Raw genomic sequence first — 18,666 nt, 5'->3', positions numbered from 1 at the left:
GAACGGGGGCAAGCCCCTCGCCACAGGTGTGTTACCTCGGGTTTTGGTGACAACAAGGAAATGGATGATATGGACACTTACATCCGCTGGTTTCAACGCTTCATCTGGCTAGGCATCGTGATGAATATGTTCTTCGCGTTGCCGGCCCTGTTCGCCCCGGCGCTGCTGACATCGATGCTCGGCCTGGCGCCGCAACTCTCCGATCCCTGGCTGGAAAACGCTGGCATGTTGCTGGTCGGCATCAGCGTGTTCTACATGCCGTCGGGCTTCAACGCGCCGCGCTTCGTGGTGCATTCCTGGTTGTGCGTGCTGACGCGGCTGATCGCCGTGGCGTTCTGGATTTATCTGATCAACACCAGCAACCAGGCCACGGTATTTGTGCCGATGCTGATGGGGGATTTGAGCTTCTTTCTGATCCTCGGGATTCTGCTGTACCTCGGCACATCGCCGGCCAATCGACCGCTGGCGCTGCTCTGCGACGGCTGGCGGGAATGGCGCGGGGGCTGGGCGCGGCGTTGGCAAAGTCATGGGTTCAAAGTCGGCACGCTGATCGTGGTGCTGCTGCTCGGATTCATCGGCTACGAAACCTGGTATCAGATGCTGCGAGTGGTGCCAGCGCAGAAATATGCCTCCGACGAAGACCACTACAAATACGCCGCCATCGGCCTCGGCATCGAAGCGCGAATCCCGTATTACCTGTTCGCCGTGCTGCCGCAGATGTGCCCGGAGAAACTGCCGAAACCCGGCAGCTACGAAGTCTTCGGCTTCCTCTACGAAAACGGCAAGGACCTGCCCATCGGCATGGCCAAGCGGCAGATCGGCTACCCGACGGTCGAGCCGAACTGCGCCTTGTGCCACACCGGTTCCTACCGGGCGAATGCCAGCGACGTCGCCACAACAGTGGCCACCGCACCGGCCAACACCCTGCAACTGCAAGCGTTCCAGTGGTTCGCCTACGATTGCGCCAGTGATCCGAAATTCACCACCGATGCGGTGATGACGGCGATCAATAGCAAGTTCCAGCTCGGTTTTTTCGAACGGTTGTACAACCGCTACCTGATCATCCCGATGGCCAAGAGCGCGTTGCTCAAACAGAAACAGGCCTACGCCTGGCAAAAACTGCGGCCACCCCAAGGACCGGGGCGTACCGACACCTTCAACCCGACGAAAATGGTGGTGTTCGGCTTCCCGGATGACTCGACCATCGGCACCGTCGACTTGCCGCAAGTCTGGAACCAGAAACCCCGGGAGTCGCTGTACCTGCACTGGGACGGCAACAACAACGACATCCACGAGCGTAACTACGCAGCGGCCATGGCCGTGGGTGCGACGCCGGAATCGGTACTGCCCGAAAGCTTCAACCGCGTGACCAACTGGCTGCTCGGTACCAAGCCACCGGCGTGGCCGTGGGCGCTGGATCAGGCCAAGGTCGCCCAAGGCAAACCGATCTGGGACAAAAACTGCGCCAGTTGCCATGAATTCGGCCGCACCGACACCGGCCAGGTCACCACCAGCATCGATGAACTGGGCACCGATCCTCATCGACTGGACTCGTTCACCACCGGTTTAGTCGACGCCTTCCACGGCTTCAAGAAACCGCCGTTCGACTTCAACGCCTACCGCAAGACCCAGAGCTACAGCAACACCCCCACCGACGGCATCTGGATGCGCGCGCCTTACCTGCACAACGGCTCGGTGCCGACGCTGTGGGATTTGCTGCAACCGCCGGAACAGCGGCCGCAGGTGTTCTTCACCGGTTCCGACGTCTACGACCAACAGAAGGTTGGCTTCGTCACCACGGGTCAAACACCGGGCGGTTTCAAATTCGACACTCGACTTGAAGGCAATCACAACAGCGGCCACCTGTATGGCACGCAACTGTCGGACGTCGATAAACGGGCGCTCATCGAATTCATGAAAACCCTGTGATCCCACTACGGATGGAGGAATGCCAACATGTCACTAGTCGCTCATTGGGAACATGAGTACGACAAGGTCAAGGTTCGCCTGCACGGGTTGTATACACGGCTGGACATGGCCTGGAAAAAACTCATCAGCGACATCGAGCCCGAAGAGTTCGAGGCCATTGTCACGCTGCTGCAACGCGGTCACGATCAGGCGCAATACGTGCTCAAACACGGCGAACTGCCGGACGATGAACCGAGCGTGCCGTGGGAGTTGTCCCACGGTTTGTCGATCCTGCACATCGGCAATGCCACGCCGTTGCCGCAATCGACCGACGAGTTGCAAACCCAAGTGCTCAAGGACGGCAGCTTGCTCGGTTGTCGAAAATGGGAGCTGCTGGACCTGCTGTGGAGCGAGGCGCTGCTGAAGTGGATTGAAAACCTGCGCCATCACGCACCGTTCGCCACCACCCCGGCGCTGATGAAAATGGACAGCGACGTGACCCTGGCGATTGCCGGCGACTGGGGCACCGGGCCGTTCGATACCCACGCTCCGGCGGTGGCAGTGGCCAATCAAATGCAGCTCGCCCAGGCTGATTTCACCATTCACTTGGGGGACGTGTACTACGCCGGCTCGCACTCTCAGGAAGATGTCGATATGGTCGGCTGGCCGATGGGCAAGCACGGTTCGTTCACGCTCAATTCCAACCACGAGATGTACAGCGGCGCCCACGGTTACTTCAAGGAACTGGCCAAGCGTTTTCCGACGCAGCAGGGCACCAGCTATTTCGCGCTGTACAACGACGACTGGCTGGTGATCGGCCTCGACAGCGCCTATGCCTCGGATGCGATGAACCTGTACATGGACGGCACGCTGAACAAGGAACAGATCGCCTGGATGAAAGAGCTGCCCCAGCGCAAAAAGATCATGGTGCTCAGTCATCATCAGGGCTTCGATATTTCCGGGCACAACAAAACCGCGCTGTATCAACCGGTGTGTGATGCGCTGGGACGGGAGCCGGATTACTGGTATTGGGGGCATTTGCACAACGGCATTTGCTATGCGGCCCAGGGCGGGTTGCATGCACGCTGCGCCGGGCATGGGGCGATTCCATACGGCAATGCCAGCGAGCTGGACGGGCATTCGCGGGTGCTGTGGTCGGAAACCCAAAATGCGCAGGATGAAGCGTACCCGGATCGGGTATTGAACGGTTACGTGAAGGTACGGCTGGTGGGGGAGAACATCGAAGAGACGTTTATTGGTGAGGATGGGTCGGTGCGGTGGTCTTCAAAATGATTGGGTGAATGTGAAACCGCTTTCGCGAGCAAGCCCGCTCCCACATTGGATCTGTGTCGTGCACAACATCTGTGAACAACACGGTCAACTGTGGGAGCGGGCTTGCTCGCGAAGCTTTGATGTTAGCCCTGTACCGGCACACCTTTGAGGTAAGGCGCAGGCTCAGCCCCAAGGTTGTTCAGCAGGCGCTCGCTGTACCAATCCACAAAGTTCACCACGCCAAACTCATAGGTTTTGGAGTAAGGCCCAGGCTGGTAAGCGGTGGAGTTGATCCCGCGCTGGTTCTCTTCGGCCAGGCGACGGTCCTGATCGTTGGTGGCATCCCAGACCTGGCGCATGCGCTCCACGTCGTAGTCCACGCCTTCGACGGCGTCCTTGTGCACGACCCACTTGGTGGTGACCATGGTTTCCTGAGCGCTGATCGGCCACACGGTGAACACGATGATGTGGTCGCCCATGCAGTGGTTCCACGAGTGCGGCAGGTGCAGGATGCGCATCGAACCGAGGTCCGGGTTTTGATCCTGCCCATGAGTTTGGCGCAGCCCTGTTTGCCGTCCATGGTCATCGACACGGTGCCCTTGAGCAGCGGCATGCGCACGATACGGTTCCGCAGGCCGAAGCTGGCGTGAGCGTAAGGAATCTTCTCGGCTTCCCAGGCAGCGGCGGAAGCAGCGACGTGGTCCTTGAAGCCCTGGTCGGCGCGCGGGTCGGTGACGTCGTCCCATTCCAGCAGGGTTTTCAGCAGTTCCGGGTGCGACGCGTTGCAGTGGTAGCACTCGCGGTTGTTTTCCAGCACCAGTTTCCAGTTGGCCTTTTCCATCAAGGTGGTGGTAATCGCCACCTTGGTGTTCTCCATGTCGTACGGTTCCATGTAATGGTTCAGCGTCTGCAGGAAGTCATCAATCGCCGGCGGGTTCTCCGACAAGCTGATGAAGATGTAACCGCCGGCAGTCTTCACATTTACAGGTTTGAGGCCGTACTGCTTCATGTCGAAGTCGGCGCCCATTTCGGTGCCGGCGAACAGCAGGCGACCGTCCAGCTCGTAGGTCCACTGGTGGTAATGGCAGACCAGTTTGGCGACTTTGCCTTTTTCACTGGTGCACAGACGCGAGCCGCGGTGGCGGCAGACGTTGTGGAACGCATGCACCACGCCTTCGGCGCCGCGAATCACGATGATCGGGTTCTTGCCGACTTGCAGGGTCAGGTAGTTGCCCTTGGTCGGGATTTCGCAGGTCATGCCGGCGATCAGCCACTCTTTCTGGAAGATCTCCTGCATATCGATATCAAACAGCCGCTCGTCAGAGTAAAACGGCTGCGGCAGCGAGTAAGTGCGCTCGCGTTCTTGCAGCATCTGCGCGGTTGCCTTGCGTGCGGGTTCCAGCGGATCGCCCAGGCTGATTTTTGCGGTGACGTCCATCGATTTGATCCTCAAGGCCATTTCTGTGTGGCCGGCGAAAAGTGGCTGATACGGTTTGCTACGCAAGGTGTAAAGAATCTGTCTTTGTGTGAAGCGAGTGTGGGCCCGGCGCTGCCCAGAACCTTATCCATGGGCGACATGGCCCAATCTGTTCCCGACGCGCAACCCCCGGTAATTGGGGGCTGGTCGCGATAAGTATGTGAATGTCGCAGATAGGTAAATGGGTGGCTCGCGCTATACGCAGAATCGCCAACATAAGGCCGACCATCGGCGGTGGAGAACAGCATGTCCAACAGCTTCCTGAATCCGGTAACCACCCAGACCTGGGCCAATGGTCGACACATCGTCCGTTGCGTCAAAGTCATCCAGGAAACCTGGGACGTGCGCACCTTCTGTTTTATGGCCGATCAGCCAATCCTGTTCTTCTTCAAGCCGGGGCAGTTTGTCACCCTGGAGTTGGAAATCGACGGCGTGCCGATCATGCGCTCCTACACCATTTCCAGCTCACCGTCGGTGCCGTACAGCTTTTCGGTGACGATCAAGCGTGTGCCGGGGGGCAAGGTCTCCAACTGGCTGCACGACACCTTGCATGAAGGCCAGGAGCTGGCGGTGCACGGGCCGGTCGGGCTGTTCAACGCCATGGACTTCACCGCGCCGAAGGTTTTGTACCTCAGCGGCGGCGTTGGTATTACGCCAGTCATGTCGATGGCGCGCTGGTTCTACGACACCAACGGCAACGTCGACATGGTGTTTATCCACAGCGCCCGCTCACCGAAAGACATCATCTACCACCGCGAGCTGGAACACATGGCGTCGCGGATCGACAACTTCAGCCTGCACCTGATCTGCGAGAAGCATGGTCTGGGCGAACCGTGGGCCGGTTATCGCGGTTACCTGAACCACAAGATGCTGGAGCTGATGGCGCCGGACTTCCTGGAACGCGAAGTTTTCTGCTGCGGCCCGACGCCGTACATGAACGCGGTCAAGCGCATGCTCGAAGCGGTCGGCTTCGACATGAGCCGTTATCACGAGGAATCCTTCGGTGCGACGCCACCGGAAGCCCGTGCCGATGCGGTGGAACAAGCCGAAATCGCCGCCGACGCACCAGACATCGACGTGGCGGACCTGCATCAAGTGGAATTCACTGCATCCGGCAAGAGCATTCGCGTGGCGCCGGGTGAGACGGTGCATGCGGCGGCGGCCAAGCTTGGTCTGCTGATTCCGAAGGCGTGCGGGATGGGGATTTGCGGCACGTGCAAGGTGATGAAGCTGGGCGGCGAGGTCGAAATGGATCACAACGGCGGGATTACCGAGGAAGACGAGGCCGAAGGGTTTATTTTGTCGTGCTGCAGCGTGCCGAAGGGCGATGTGCGGATTGAGTTCTAACGCACTGCGCAAAACCTAATGTGGGAGCGGGCTTGCTCGCGAAGGCGTCGGATCAGTCAACATTGATGTCGAATGACACGCCGCCTTCGCGAGCAAGCCCGCTCCCACATGGGTCGGTGTTTTCAGTCGACAAACAGGTCCGGCATCAGTTTGTCGGTTGAGCCCGGTTCAAACCGATAGCCTTCAAAATCCGTCACCCCATTTTCTCCGAGAATCTCTTCATCGATCAGCAACCGCCCGGTAATGCTGCGACCGCTGCTGCTCAGAATCGCGTAAGCAGCATCCGCCATGATCGCCGGCGTTCGTGCGTGTTTGAAGGATTCCCGCGAACCGAGCTGAAATTCGATGGCAGCGGTGGCGATCATGGTCTGCGGCCACAGCGAGTTGACGCTGATGCCGTAACTGGCGAATTCCTCACTCATGCCCAGGGTCAGCATGCTCATGCCGTACTTGGTCACGGTGTAAGGGCTGTATTGCGCGAACCATTTGCTCGCCAGGTTCAACGGTGGGGAAATGCTGAGAATGTGTCCGCTGCTTTTCTTCAGATAGGGCAGGGCAGCCTGGCTGCAGAGCAATACCGCGCGGGTGTTGATCTGATGCATCAGGTCGAAGCGCTTAAGCTCGACGTGCTGAACACCCGTCAACTTGATCGCCCCGGCATTGTTGATCAGTGCATCAATCCCGCCGAAATGCTCATTGGCCCGGGCCAGCGCCTCACGCACCGCCACTTCATCGCGCACATCCACCTGTAACGCCAACGCCTTGCCACCCGCCGCCTCGACTTCCTTGGCCACGCTGAAAATCGTGCCCGGCAACTTGGGATGCGGCTCGGCGCTCTTGGCGGCAATCACAATATTGGCCCCATCCCGCGCGGCCCTCAGTGCGATCTCGCGACCAATGCCCCGGCTGGCGCCGGTGATGAACAGGGTTTTGCCTTGTAAGGACATGCGTGCGCTCCTGATTATTATTGTCTGAGCAGATGGAACGGCTCGCCAGACAATGTAGACGAAGTCTTCAGGTGTACGCGGTCACTGTGGCGAGGGAGCTTGCTCCCGCTGGGCTGCGAAGCGGCCCCAACTACTGAGAATGCGGTCTGTCAGGCAGACCGCATTGGCTGGTTTTACGACGGCTGCGCCGCCGAGCGGGACGGTGCGACGTTTCGACAAGCTCTCTCGCCACAGGGGGCAGGTTGCTCTTAGCGGGACATGACTTCGCGGATATCCGCCGCCAATTCCCGCACGCGCTCTTCTTCGGTGTCCCACGAGCACATGAAGCGTGCGCCGCCGTTGCCGATGAAGGTGTAGAAGCGCCAGCCCTTGGCGGTCAGTGCGGCGATGGCCGGCTCCGAGAGTTGCAAGAACACGCCGTTGGCTTGTACCGGGAACATCAGTTCCACGCCTGGGATGTCGCTGACCAGTTCCGCCAGCAGTTGCGCGCAATGGTTGGCGTGTTTGGCGTATTTGAGCCAGGCGTCGTTTTCCAGGATGCCGACCCACGGGGCGGACAGGAAGCGCATTTTCGAAGCCAGTTGCCCGGCCTGTTTGCAGCGGTAGTCGAAGTCTTCAGCCAGTTTGTGGTTGAAGAACAGAATCGCCTCTCCCACCGCCATGCCGTTTTTCGTGCCGCCGAAGCACAGTACGTCGACGCCGGCCTTCCAGGTCAGGTCGGCCGGGGAGCAGCCGAGGAATGCGCAGGCGTTGGAGAATCGTGCGCCGTCCATGTGCAGGTTCAGGCCGAGCTCTTTGCAGGTGGCGCTGATGGCGCGGATTTCTTCCGGGGTGTAGACGCTGCCGACTTCAGTGGCTTGGGTCAGGGTCACGACGCGGGGTTTGGGGTAGTGAATGTCCTGGCGCTTGAGCGCGACTTCGCGGATCGATTCCGGGGTCAGCTTGCCGTTTTCGGTGCGTGCGACCAGCAGTTTGGAACCGTTGGAAAAGAATTCCGGCGCGCCGCATTCGTCGGTTTCGACGTGGGCGGTTTCCGAGCAGATCACGCTGTGGTAACTCTGGCACAGCGACGACAGGGCCAGCGAGTTGGCTGCGGTGCCGTTGAAGGCGAAGAACACTTCGCAGTCGGTTTCAAACAGTTTGCGGAAATCGTCGGATGCGCGGGCGGTCCACTCGTCGTCGCCGTAAGCGCGTTGGTGGCCGTGGTTGGCCTGTTCCATGGCCGCCCAGGCTTCAGGGCAGATACCGGAATAGTTGTCGCTGGCAAATTGTTGGCTCTTATCGGTCATGGCCTGATTCCGTGTTCAAAACCCCTATGGTGAAGGGTTTTGTGGTCAATGATGGTGCGCACTTTACCGAAGATCGTCCGGAGAGCACACGCGATGATGCTGTCAGAAAATTACACAATTGACGGGCAATTATGCACATGACGCAACGGGACGGCGCGCTGGATCTGCTCAAGTGGCTGGCGCTGCTGAGCATGGTGCTCGATCACCTGCGATATGTCGGTTACTCCCTCGATTTTCTGTATGTGCCGGGCAGGTTGGCGTTTCCCTGGTTCTGTCTGGCGATGGCGGCGAATCTGGCGCGCATGCGTGCGGTAACGACTGACGGTCAGTGGCGCTATCTGGGTTGGTTGATGCTGTTTAGTGCGATTAGTGAAATTCCCTATCGGTTGTTCATTCCTGATCCCGACACGTTGAACGTGCTGCCGACGTTGGCGCTGGGCCTGTTGGTGGCGCGGGGCTGGCAAAGTCCGACGCTTCAATCGCGACTGCTGGCGGTCGCTTGCGTGTTGCTCGCGGTGCTGTTCCCGGAGCGACTGATGTTCGGTTTCTTCGGCGTGCTGTTGCCGTTGACGATGCTGCTGGTGATCCGCCGGCCGTGGTATTTCAGCCTGTTGCCGGGGTTGGTGTGTCTGGCGGCGAATCAGTGGCAGGTGCTATATGAGGCGGCGCAGTTGGGCAACAGTGTGGCGATCTTCGGGATCGCCGCTTGTCTGATCGCGCCACTGGCCGGCGTACTTCTGTTGCGTCACGCCGGGCGCCTCAAGCCGCCGCCGATGCGCCGCTGGGCGTATGTGCTCTACCCCGCGCATTTCCTCGCACTGTTGGCCTTGCGCCAACTCATCGCCTGACACATTCCCTGTGGGAGCGGGCTTGCTCGCGAATGCGGTTTGTCATCCACCAACGATGTTGACTGACCTGACGCATTCGCGAGCAAGCCCGCTCCCACAGGGGATCTCAGCTGATTCGATGACCGTGTTCGGCCAGCCATTTCAGCCCATGTCGTAAACGCACCTTTGCGTGGCGTCCATAGGCATTTGACCTGTCTGCGCCGGTCATACCATCGCATCCAAAGGGCACTGCCGAAAGGTACGTGCCTCACCGAGACGAAAGGCGCACAAGCCGCCGCTGGGAGAGACGCGATGTTCAGCAAGCAAGACCAGATCAAGGGCTACGACGATGCACTGCTGGCGGCGATGAATGCCGAGGAGCAACGCCAGGAAGATCACATCGAACTGATCGCGTCAGAGAACTACACCAGCAAACGCGTCATGGAAGCGCAAGGCAGTGGCCTGACCAACAAATACGCCGAAGGTTATCCGGGCAAGCGCTACTACGGTGGCTGCGAGCACGTCGACAAGGTTGAAGCCCTGGCCATCGAGCGCGCCAAGCAACTGTTCGGCGCCGATTACGCCAACGTCCAGCCGCACTCCGGCAGCCAGGCGAACGCCGCGGTTTATCTGGCCCTGTTGAACGCAGGCGACACCGTGCTGGGCATGAGCCTGGCCCACGGCGGTCACCTGACCCACGGCGCCAAAGTCAGTTTCTCCGGCAAGCTCTATAACGCCGTTCAGTACGGCATCGACACCAACACCGGCCTGATCGACTACGACGAAGTCGAGCGCCTGGCGGTCGAGCACAAGCCGAAAATGATCATCGCCGGGTTCTCGGCCTATTCGAAGACTCTGGACTTCCCGCGCTTCCGTCAGATCGCTGACAAGGTTGGCGCGTACTTCTTCGTCGACATGGCTCACGTCGCCGGTCTGGTCGCTGCCGGCCTGTACCCGAACCCGCTGCCGTACGCCGATGTGGTCACCACCACCACCCACAAAACCCTGCGCGGTCCACGTGGTGGCCTGATCCTGGCCAAGGCCAACGAAGAACTGGAAAAGAAATTCAACTCCGCCGTGTTCCCCGGTGGTCAGGGCGGCCCGCTGATGCACGTGATCGCCGGTAAGGCGGTGTGCTTCAAGGAAGCTTTGGAGCCTGGTTTCAAGGCTTACCAACAACAAGTGATCGACAACGCCCAGGCCATGGCCGGCGTGTTTATCAAACGCGGCTACGATGTAGTGTCCGGCGGCACTGACAACCACCTGTTCCTGGTCAGCCTGATTCGTCAGGGCCTCACCGGTAAAGAAGCGGACGCTGCCCTCGGTCGCGCCCACATCACCGTGAACAAGAACGCTGTGCCGAACGATCCACAGTCGCCGTTCGTGACCTCGGGCCTGCGCATTGGCACCCCGGCGGTGACCACTCGCGGCTTCAAGGTTACCCAGTGCGTGACGCTGGCCGGCTGGATCTGCGACATCCTCGACAACCTCGGCGATGCCGATGTCGAGGCGAATGTCGCGCAGCAAGTGGCAGCCCTGTGCGCGGACTTCCCGGTTTATCGCTGAGCGCGGTTTTGGAGTAAATGACTATGCAACGCTATTCGGGCTTCGGCCTCTTCAAACACTCCCTCAGCCATCACGAAAACTGGCAGAAAATGTGGCGCACGCCGACCCCTAAAAAGGTCTATGACGTGGTCATCGTCGGCGGTGGCGGGCATGGTCTGGCGACCGCCTACTACCTCGCCAAGGAGCACGGCATCACCAACGTGGCCGTGGTCGAGAAAGGCTGGCTGGGCGGCGGTAATACCGCGCGCAACACCACCATTGTTCGCTCCAACTACCTGTGGGACGAGTCGGCGCACCTGTACGAACACGCGATGAAACTGTGGGAAGGCCTGTCCCAGGACCTGAACTACAACGTGATGTTCTCCCAGCGTGGCGTTTACAACCTGTGCCACACCCTGCAAGACATTCGTGATTCCGAGCGTCGGGTCAGCGCCAACCGCCTCAACGGCGTCGATGGCGAACTGCTCGATGCCAAGCAAGTGGCCGACGAGATTCCGTACCTCGACTGCTCCAGGAACACCCGCTACCCGGTGCTGGGCGCAACCGTTCAGCGCCGTGGCGGCGTGGCTTCGTCACGATGCCGTGGCCTGGGGCTTTGCCCGTGCCGCCGACGCCTTGGGCGTGGACTTGATCCAGCAGACCGAAGTGATCGGTTTCCGCAAGGAAAACGGCGTGTGCATCGGTGTTGAAACCAACAAGGGTTTCATCGGCGCCAAGCGCGTCGGCGTAGTGACCGCCGGTAACTCCGGGCACATGGCCAAACTTGCCGGTTTCCGCCTGCCGATCGAATCCCACCCGCTGCAAGCGCTGGTGTCCGAGCCGATCAAGCCGATTATCGACAGCGTGATCATGTCCAACGCCGTGCACGGTTATATCAGCCAGTCCGACAAGGGCGACCTGGTGATCGGCGCCGGCATCGACGGCTACAACGGTTACGGCCAGCGCGGTTCGTACCCGGTGATCGAGCACACCATCCAGGCCATCGTCGAGATGTTCCCGGTGCTGTCCCGCGTACGTATGAACCGTCAGTGGGGCGGCATCGTCGACACCACCCCGGATGCATGCCCGATCATCTCGAAAACCCCGGTACCGAACATGTTCTTCAACTGCGGTTGGGGCACCGGCGGCTTCAAGGCAACACCTGGCTCGGGCAACGTATTTGCCGCGAGCCTGGCCAAGGGTGAAATGCACCCATTGGCTGCACCTTTCTCCATCGACCGTTTCCACAACGGTGCGTTGATCGATGAACACGGCGCTGCTGCGGTTGCCCACTAACAGGAGAAATCCCCATGTTGCATATCTTCTGTCCTCACTGCGGCGAACTGCGCTCCGAAGAGGAATTCCACGCATCCGGTCAGGCGCACATCCCGCGTCCACTGGATCCGACTACCTGCACCGACGAGGAGTGGGGCGACTACATGTTCTTCCGCGATAACCCTCGCGGTCTGCACCACGAACTGTGGATTCACGCCGCCGGTTGCCGTCAGTACTTCAACGCGACCCGCGACACCGTGACCTACGAGATTCTCGAAACCTACAAGATCGGCACCAAGCCACAATTCACCGACAAGACCGACAGCCCGAAAGCGGCCGCCACGGCTCTGGGAGAGAAGGTATGAGCCAGATCAATCGCCTGTCCAACGGCGGACGGATCGACCGCAACAAAGTGCTGAGCTTCACCTTCAACGGCCAGATCTACAAAGGCTTTGAAGGCGATTCCCTGGCTGCAGCCTTGCTGGCCAACGGTGTCGACATCATCGGTCGCAGCTTCAAGTATTCCCGGCCACGCGGTCATCTTCGCCGCCGGTGCCGAAGAGCCGAACGCGGTGCTGCAGATCGGCGCCACCGAAGCTACGCAAATCCCGAACGTGCGCGCCACGCAACAAGCGCTGTACCAAGGTTTGGTCGCCACCAGCACCAACGGCTGGCCGAGCGTGAACAACGACATGATGGGGATTCTCGGCAAGGTCGGCGGCAAGCTGATGCCGCCGGGCTTCTACTACAAAACCTTCATGTACCCGCAATCGTTCTGGATGACTTACGAGAAGTACATTCGTAAGGCTGCCGGTCTTGGCCGCTCGCCGACCGAGAACGATCCGGACACCTACGACTACATGAACCAGCACTGTGACGTGCTGATCGTCGGCGCCGGCCCTGCTGGCCTGGCCGCTGCATTGGCCGCTGCGCGCAGCGGTGCTCGTGTAATCCTGGCCGATGAGCAGGAAGAGTTCGGCGGCAGCCTGCTCGATTCCCGCGAAAGCCTCGACGGCAAAGCGGCGACCGAATGGGTTGCCAGCGTCATCGCGGAACTGAAAGACACCCCGGACGTGCTGCTGTTGCCGCGCGCCACCGTCAACGGTTACCACGACCATAACTTCCTGACCATTCACGAACGCCTGACTGATCACCTCGGCGACCGCGCTCCGATTGGCCAGGTCCGTCAGCGTATTCACCGGGTTCGCGCCAAACGCGTAGTACTGGCGACCGGCGCTTGCGAGCGTCCACTGGTTTACGGCAACAACGACGTGCCGGGCAACATGCTCGCCGGCGCTGTGTCGACTTACGTTCGTCGTTACGGCGTGGCACCGGGCAAGAAACTGGTGCTGTCGACCAACAACGACCACGCCTACCGCGTTGCATTGGATTGGCTCGACGCCAGCCTGCAAGTGGTGGCCATCGCCGATGCCCGCAGCAACCCGCGCGGTGCGTTGGTTGAAGAGGCACGCGCCAAAGGCATCCGCATCCTGACCGGCAGCGCCGTGATCGAAGCCCGTGGCAGCAAGCACGTTACCGCGGCTCGCGTGGCGGCGATTGATGTCAAAGCCCACGCTGTGACCAGTCCTGGCGAATGGCTGGATTGCGATCTGGTTGCCACCTCCGGTGGTTACAGCCCGGTGGTCCACTTGGCTTCGCACCTGGGCGGCAAGCCGACCTGGCGTGAAGACATCCTCGGTTTCGTACCGGGCGAAGCACCGCAGAAACGCGTGTGCGTCGGTGGCATCAACGGTGTCTATGGTCTCGGCGATTCCCTGGCCGATGGTTTTGAAGGGGGCGCTCGCGCTGCCAGCGAAGCCGGTTTCAGTGTGGTCGAGGGCGTACTGCCCAAAGCCCTGACTCGTCATGAAGAGCCGACTCTGGCGCTGTTCCAGGTGCCGCACGAAAAAGCGACCGCACGGGCGCCGAAGCAATTCGTCGACCTGCAAAACGACGTCACCGCCGCCGCCATCGAACTGGCGACCCGCGAAGGTTTCGAGTCGGTCGAGCACGTCAAACGCTACACCGCGCTGGGCTTCGGCACCGATCAGGGCAAGCTCGGCAACGTCAACGGTCTGGCCATCGCCGCCCGTTCGTTGAACGTGACCATCCCGCAGATGGGCACCACGATGTTCCGCCCGAACTACACGCCGGTGACTTTCGGCGCTGTGGCCGGTCGTCACTGTGGGCACATCTTCGAACCAGTACGTTTCACCGCGCTGCATCACTGGCACGTGAAGAACGGTGCTGAATTCGAAGACGTCGGTCAGTGGAAACGTCCGTGGTACTTCCCGAAAAACGGCGAAGACCTGCACGCCGCGATCAAGCGCGAATGCAAAGCCGTGCGCGACAGCGTCGGCCTGCTGGACGCGTCGACCCTCGGCAAGATCGACATTCAAGGCCCGGATGCGCGGGAGTTCCTGAACCGCATCTACACCAACGCCTGGACCAAGCTCGACGTGGGCAAAGCCCGCTACGGCCTGATGTGCAAAGAAGACGGCATGGTGTTCGACGACGGCGTAACCGCATGTCTCGCCGACAACCATTTCGTGATGACCACCACCACCGGCGGCGCTGCACGCGTGCTGCAATGGCTGGAAATCTACCAACAGACTGAATGGCCAGACCTGAAGGTGTACTTCACTTCCGTGACGGATCACTGGGCAACCATGACCCTGTCCGGGCCGAACAGCCGCAAGCTGCTCAGCGAAGTTACCGACATTGATCTGAGCAACGAAGCGTTCCCGTTCATGACCTGGAAAGAAGGCCTGGTGGGCGGTGTGCCGGCGCGGGTGTTCCGGATTTCGTTTACCGGTGAGCTGTCGTACGAAGTCAACGTGCAAGCCGACTACGCCATGGGCGTGCTCGAGAAAATCGTCGCGGCTGGCAAGCAGTACAACCTGACTCCGTACGGCACTGAAACCATGCACGTACTGCGGGCGGAGAAGGGTTTCATCATCGTCGGCCAGGACACTGACGGCTCGATGACCCCTGACGACCTGAACATGGGTTGGTGTGTCGGTCGCACCAAACCGTTCTCGTGGATCGGCCAGCGTGGCATGAACCGCGAAGACTGCGTGCGTGATCAACGTAAACAGTTGGTGGGCCTGAAGCCGATCGATCCGACCAAATGGCTGCCGGAAGGGGCGCAACTGGTGTTCAACACCAAGCAAACCATCCCGATGACCATGGTTGGTCACGTGACCTCCAGCTACGCGCACAACTCCCTCGGCTATTCGTTTGCCATGGGTGTGGTGAAGGGCGGCTTGAAACGCATCGGTGAGCGGGTGTTCGCACCGCTGGCCGACGGTAGCGTGATCGAGGCGGAGATTGTTTCTTCGGTGTTCTTCGATCCGAAGGGTGATCGCCAGAACATCTAATGGCCTCGAGTCCTGTGGGCGGGCGGTTGCACCGAGTCGTCTGAGCGATTCGCGAGCAAGCCCGCTCCCACAGGGGAACGCGGTCAAATGTGGGAGCGGGCTTGCTCGCGAAGGCGTCAGTCCAGCCACCACAGGGGCCGGAACCAACAGAATTGATAAAGGTGCTTTATGACCGCAGCCAATGTTTACCAACAACGCCCAACCACCGGGGCCAAGGCCGAGTCGTCGCTGCATCATGCCGACCTCGCCAACCTGGTGGGCAAGGGTCGCAAAAACGCCGGCGTGATCGTGCGTGAGAAAAACTCCTCGGCCACCTGACCATCCGAGGCGATGGCCACGATGCCGCGTTCAGCGCTGGCGTGCACAAGGCCTTGGGCATCGAGTTGCCGGGCGCCCTGACCGTCATCGTCAAAGGCGAAACCAGCCTGCAATGGATGGGGCCGGACGAGTGGCTGCTGATCGTGCCGAGCGGTGAAGAATTCGCCGCCGAGCAAAAACTCCGTGAAGCGCTGGGCGACCTGCACATTCAGATCGTCAACGTCAGCGGCGGCCAGCAGATCCTCGAACTGAGCGGCCCGAATGTGCGCCAGGTGCTGATGAAATCCACCAGCTACGACGTACACCCCAACAGCTTCCCGGTGGGCAAGGCTGTTGGCACCGTGTTTGCCAAGTCGCAACTGGTGATCCGCCACACCGCCGAAGACACCTGGGAACTGCTGATTCGTCGCAGCTTCTCGGATTACTGGTGGTTGTGGTTGCAGGATGCGGCGGCTGAATACGGGCTTAGCGTTCAGGCCTGATGGATGATCGTTCCCACCTGTGGCGAGGGGGCTTGCCCCGTTGGGCTGCGCAGCAGCCCCAAATCCTCAAGACGCGGTTTGACTGACACACCGCGTTTGCCGGTTTTACGACTGCTTCGCAGCCGAACGGGGGCAAGCCCCCTCGCCACAGGTCTTCGCAGTCGCGTAGGTATTTTCGAACAGGAGTCACCGCACTATGAGCCGCGCCCCAGACACATGGATTCTGACCGCCGACTGCCCAAGCGTCCTCGGCACCGTGGATGCGGTGACCCGCTTTCTGTTCGAGCAGGGCTGCTACGTCACCGAGCATCATTCCTTCGATGACCGACTCTCGGGCCGTTTCTTCATTCGCGTGGAATTCCGCCAGCCCGACGGCTTCGACGAACTCGCCTTCCGCGCCGGCCTGGCAGAGCGTGGCCAGGCCTTCGGCATGATCTTCGAACTCACCGCGCCGAACTATCGGCCAAAAGTGGTGATCATGGTCTCCAAGGCCGATCACTGCCTCAACGATTTGCTCTACCGCCAGCGCATCGGTCAATTGTCGATGGACGTGGCCGCCGTGGTCTCCAACCACCCGGACCTCAAACCGTTGGCCGACTGGCACCAGATTCCGTACTACCACTTCCCGCTCGACCCGAACGACAAACCGTCGCAAGAGCGTCAGGTGTGGCAGGTGATCGAAGAGTCCGGCGCCGAACTGGTGATCCTTGCCCGTTACATGCAGGTCCTGTCGCCGGAACTGTGCCGCAAACTCGACGGCAAGGCGATCAACATTCACCACTCCCTGCTGCCGGGTTTCAAGGGCGCCAAGCCGTATCACCAGGCCTACAACAAAGGCGTGAAACTGGTCGGCGCGACGGCGCACTACATCAACAACGACCTGGACGAAGGCCCGATCATCGCCCAAGGCGTGGAAGCGGTGGACCACAGCCATTACCCGGAAGATTTGATCGCCAAGGGGCGGGATATCGAAGGCCTGACCCTGGCCCGAGCGGTTGGTTATCACATTGAACGACGAGTGTTTTTGAACGCCAATCGCACGGTCGTTCTTTAGGACGCCTTCGCGAGCAAGCCCGCTCCCACAGGGGATTTGTGTCTGCCCACAAATCTCGGGTACACCGCAAAACCAATGTGGGAGCGGGCTTGCTCGCGAAGAGGCCATAACAAACAACAAAAGACACAAGCACTAACCCGAGCAATCAACGCGCCGCCGCTCCATGGCGACGCGACCGCTACATAAAAACAACAGCGAGGTGAAAGCATGTCTGGCAATCGTGGTGTGGTGTATCTCGGCAATGGCAAGGTCGAAATACAGAAAATCGACTATCCGAAAATGCAGGACCCGCGCGGCAGGAAGATTAATCACGCTGTCATCCTGCGTGTGGTGTCCACCAACATCTGTGGTTCCGATCAGCACATGGTGCGCGGTCGTACCACGGCTCAAACCGGCCTGGTGCTGGGGCATGAAATCACTGGTGAAGTGATTGAGAAGGGCAGCGACGTCGAAAACCTGCAAATCGGCGACCTGGTGTCCGTACCGTTCAACGTCGCTTGCGGGCGCTGCCGTTCCTGCAAAGAGATGCACACCGGTGTTTGCTTGAGCGTTAACCCGGCCCGTCCCGGCGGTGCTTACGGTTATGTCGACATGGGTGACTGGACCGGCGGCCAGGCTGAATACGCGATGGTGCCGTACGCTGACTTCAACCTGCTGAAACTTCCGGATCGCGATCGCGCGATGGAAAAAATCCGCGACCTGACTTGCCTCTCCGACATCCTGCCGACCGGTTACCACGGCGCCGTGACGGCTGGCGTTGGTCCAGGCAGCACCGTGTACATCGCCGGTGCCGGCCCGGTCAGGTCTGGCGGCTGCCGCTTCGGCTCGCCTGCTGGGCGCGGCGGTGGTGATCATCGGTGACGTCAACACCGTACGCCTGGCGCATGCCAAGGCTCAGGGTTTCGAAATCGCTGACCTGTCCCTCGACACTCCGCTGCACGAACAAATCGCTGCATTGCTGGGCGAGCCAGAAGTGGATTGCGCCGTCGACGCCGTAGGCTTCGAAGCGCGCGGTCACGGTCATGACGGCGTGAAACACGAGGCACCGGCTACCGTGCTCAACTCGCTGATGGGCGTGGTTCGCGTGGCGGGCAAAATCGGTATTCCGGGCCTGTACGTGACTGAAGATCCGGGTGCTGTGGACGCTGCCGCGAAAATGGGCAGCCTGAGCATTCGCTTTGGTCTGGGCTGGGCCAAATCCCACAGCTTCCACACCGGCCAGACGCCTGTGATGAAGTACAACCGCCAACTGATGCAGGCAATCATGTGGGACCGTATCCACATTGCCGACATCGTTGGCGTGGAAGTCATCAGCCTGGATGACGCACCACGTGGCTACGGCGAGTTCGATGCCGGCGTACCGAAGAAGTTTGTGATCGATCCGCACAAGCTGTTCAGCGCGGCGTAAGGCTTCACGCAATGCAAAACGGCGACCCTCGGGTCGCCGTTTTTTATTGGTAGAACACAAACCCTGTGGCGAGGGAGCTTGCTCCCGCTGGGTTGCGAAGCAACCCCAAAACCACACACCGCTTTGTTTCAGGCTGA

9 protein-coding genes and 5 pseudogenes are annotated in these 18,666 nt (G+C 60.3%); 11 read left to right on the top strand and 3 right to left on the bottom strand.

Annotated features, from left to right (window positions below; all coding sequences use genetic code 11):
- Window positions 1-69 precede the first annotated feature (69 nt).
- Together RHM58_RS05705 and RHM58_RS05700 are read left to right on the top strand one after the other, a co-directional pair.
- On the top strand, window positions 70-1,929 hold the full coding sequence (locus RHM58_RS05705; RefSeq protein WP_322269839.1) for a cytochrome c: 1,860 nt from the start codon (window positions 70-72) through the stop codon (window positions 1,927-1,929).
- 27 nt (window positions 1,930-1,956) lie between these two features.
- Window positions 1,957-3,201: a metallophosphoesterase family protein gene (locus RHM58_RS05700; protein WP_201198371.1), complete on the top strand. Its 1,245-nt coding sequence runs from the start codon at window positions 1,957-1,959 to the stop codon at window positions 3,199-3,201.
- Between the two features lie 122 nt (window positions 3,202-3,323).
- On the opposite strand, the pseudogene RHM58_RS05695 reads toward RHM58_RS05700, so the two are convergent.
- Window positions 3,324-4,438, bottom strand: a pseudogene (locus RHM58_RS05695) (aromatic ring-hydroxylating dioxygenase subunit alpha).
- Window positions 4,439-4,903: 465 nt separating this feature from the next.
- On the opposite strand from RHM58_RS05695, the gene gbcB reads away from it, so the two are divergent.
- Window positions 4,904-6,004: a glycine-betaine demethylase subunit GbcB gene (gene gbcB / locus RHM58_RS05690; RefSeq protein WP_201189876.1), complete on the top strand. Its 1,101-nt coding sequence runs from the start codon at window positions 4,904-4,906 to the stop codon at window positions 6,002-6,004.
- Between the two features lie 122 nt (window positions 6,005-6,126).
- Here gbcB and RHM58_RS05685 read toward each other — a convergent pair whose 3' ends face one another.
- Window positions 6,127-6,951 (bottom strand): SDR family oxidoreductase, encoded by an 825-nt coding sequence (locus tag RHM58_RS05685; RefSeq protein WP_322269837.1) that lies wholly within the window; start codon window positions 6,949-6,951, stop codon window positions 6,127-6,129.
- A 248-nt stretch (window positions 6,952-7,199) separates the two neighbouring features.
- A complete protein-coding gene (locus RHM58_RS05680) occupies window positions 7,200-8,240 on the bottom strand; it encodes a low specificity L-threonine aldolase (RefSeq protein WP_201198366.1) in 1,041 nt (346 codons plus the stop codon).
- Window positions 8,241-8,371: 131 nt separating this feature from the next.
- Here RHM58_RS05680 and RHM58_RS05675 point away from each other — a divergent pair, with 131 nt between their 5' ends.
- The 8 genes and pseudogenes from RHM58_RS05675 to fdhA all read left to right on the top strand — a co-directional run bounded on the left by RHM58_RS05675 (window position 8,372) and on the right by fdhA (window position 18,529).
- Window positions 8,372-9,088: a TraX family protein gene (locus tag RHM58_RS05675; RefSeq protein WP_322269834.1), complete on the top strand. Its 717-nt coding sequence runs from the start codon at window positions 8,372-8,374 to the stop codon at window positions 9,086-9,088.
- A 291-nt stretch (window positions 9,089-9,379) separates the two neighbouring features.
- On the top strand, window positions 9,380-10,633 hold the full coding sequence (gene glyA / locus RHM58_RS05665) for a serine hydroxymethyltransferase (protein ID WP_201256681.1): 1,254 nt from the start codon (window positions 9,380-9,382) through the stop codon (window positions 10,631-10,633).
- A gap of 23 nt (window positions 10,634-10,656) precedes the next feature.
- A pseudogene (locus RHM58_RS05660) lies at window positions 10,657-11,908 on the top strand (sarcosine oxidase subunit beta).
- A 14-nt stretch (window positions 11,909-11,922) separates the two neighbouring features.
- Window positions 11,923-12,252: a sarcosine oxidase subunit delta gene (locus RHM58_RS05655; RefSeq protein WP_201198362.1), complete on the top strand. Its 330-nt coding sequence runs from the start codon at window positions 11,923-11,925 to the stop codon at window positions 12,250-12,252.
- Window positions 12,249-15,267 (top strand): annotated as a pseudogene (locus RHM58_RS05650) (sarcosine oxidase subunit alpha). Before RHM58_RS05655 ends, RHM58_RS05650 begins: the two are co-directional and overlap by 4 nt.
- Before the next feature lie 168 nt (window positions 15,268-15,435).
- Window positions 15,436-16,067 (top strand): annotated as a pseudogene (locus RHM58_RS05645) (sarcosine oxidase subunit gamma).
- Window positions 16,068-16,263: 196 nt separating this feature from the next.
- Complete coding sequence (gene purU / locus RHM58_RS05640) at window positions 16,264-17,121, top strand: formyltetrahydrofolate deformylase (protein WP_201189863.1); 858 nt, start codon at window positions 16,264-16,266, stop codon at window positions 17,119-17,121.
- A 207-nt stretch (window positions 17,122-17,328) separates the two neighbouring features.
- Window positions 17,329-18,529, top strand: a pseudogene (fdhA, locus tag RHM58_RS05635) (formaldehyde dehydrogenase, glutathione-independent).
- Window positions 18,530-18,666: the final 137 nt, after the last annotated feature.

The organism is Pseudomonas sp. 10S4, from assembly GCF_034344865.1.
GTDB lineage: Bacteria > Pseudomonadota > Gammaproteobacteria > Pseudomonadales > Pseudomonadaceae > Aquipseudomonas.
Note: the sequence above shows the minus strand (reverse complement) of the source record. Positions and strands in the feature narration are given on the sequence as shown.